This window comes from Alteromonas sp. LOR (assembly GCF_000753865.1).
Lineage (GTDB): Bacteria > Pseudomonadota > Gammaproteobacteria > Enterobacterales > Alteromonadaceae > Alteromonas.
This window is the reverse complement of record NZ_JQFW01000039.1, coordinates 1-1177: the sequence shown is the minus strand read 5'-3', so window position 1 is coordinate 1177 and position 1177 is coordinate 1. Positions and strand designations below refer to the sequence as shown.

At 40.6% G+C, this 1177-nt stretch carries 1 protein-coding gene; it reads right to left on the bottom strand.

The genetic code is table 11. From position 1 onward, the window contains the following. Nucleotides 1–35: 35 nt before the first annotated feature. Nucleotides 36–284 carry a type II toxin-antitoxin system Phd/YefM family antitoxin gene (locus JV36_RS0112485; RefSeq protein WP_032097287.1) on the bottom strand — a complete coding sequence of 83 codons (249 nt, stop codon included), beginning with the start codon at nucleotides 282–284 and terminating at the stop codon, nucleotides 36–38. Nucleotides 285–1177: the final 893 nt, after the last annotated feature.

Below are 1177 nucleotides of genomic sequence, written 5' to 3'. Positions count from 1 at the left end.
TCCATTCTTTTAGGGCGCTTCTTTTAAACTCTAATTTATAGGTCATCCAAATTCACCGAAACGCTTTCTTCACCTTGCGTTTCTTTAACAAGCTGTAGTAGTTCCAGATCCTCCAAACGATCCATCATTTTTTCGTAAATCTCAGCTGGGACACAGTAGAATGCGGGTTCATTCCTATTCAATATGGCGACAGGATCGCCATAGGCACTGCTCGCAACTTTCATAGGGTTTGCTTTTAGCTCTGTAATACTTGCAGCAACTTCAGCCAAAACTCTAGCCGCCATAACGGTCTCCTAAAAGGTCTTTAATTAGGTCATTTTAGGCTATCATTGTTGGTTTAACAAGCGCATAAACTCGCTCACCACGTTCGCTGGGACAAAAATACGTAGGCTCCCAGCGCTTCGCTTGGTATTGTAGCCTACATATTTTTGCCCGTTATGCGGGTGTTAGCAGCTAGGTTAGGAGTTTGAGTAATATACGATGTTAGAACCTTCGAGTAGTACCTACTTCCTAAGTAACGTAGAGTCCATCAGCGCTGGTTTCAATTCAATTGGTCTAATAATCGCTGGTGCATTCATTGTTGTAATTCTTAAATTCACGCCTTTGCTAAAGTCGCTCTCAAATTTTACCAAGTTAAAGCCTAAACACATCGTAGTTATTGCGTTTAGCATATTTATAATTTCTTTTACCACGTCACTTTTTAATGGCTTGGGAGTTCATCACGTCCAAAATGCTATTTTGACCAACCAGACTCAAATCATATCAGGGTGTATAACCGACCATAAAATAGTACAAGGTAATAGCAGGGAAGAAATGTTCGTTGTTTCAGATGTAAAATTCAAATATAACGATTACGCTACTGAACAATATTTTTTTGCTAATCGGGATCACGACACCTTAATTAAAAATGGACAGTGTGTGACTATTGTTTTCCTACCTAAACAGGAAAACGGGATTTTAAGAATCGACAAGGTTTGAGTTACATTGGCTGCTAACAAACAACTGTTGGCGCTCACTGCGTTCGCTGGGACACAAACACATGGGCTCCCTCGCTTCGCTCGTTATTTTAGCCCATGTATTTGTGCCCCAAAGTTGGGGCGTTAGCTACCAAAATGTGAATCAAGCTTTTCTAGAAGTTCTAAACCTTTCTTTTTGTCTCCAGTAGCAGCAATCGCCT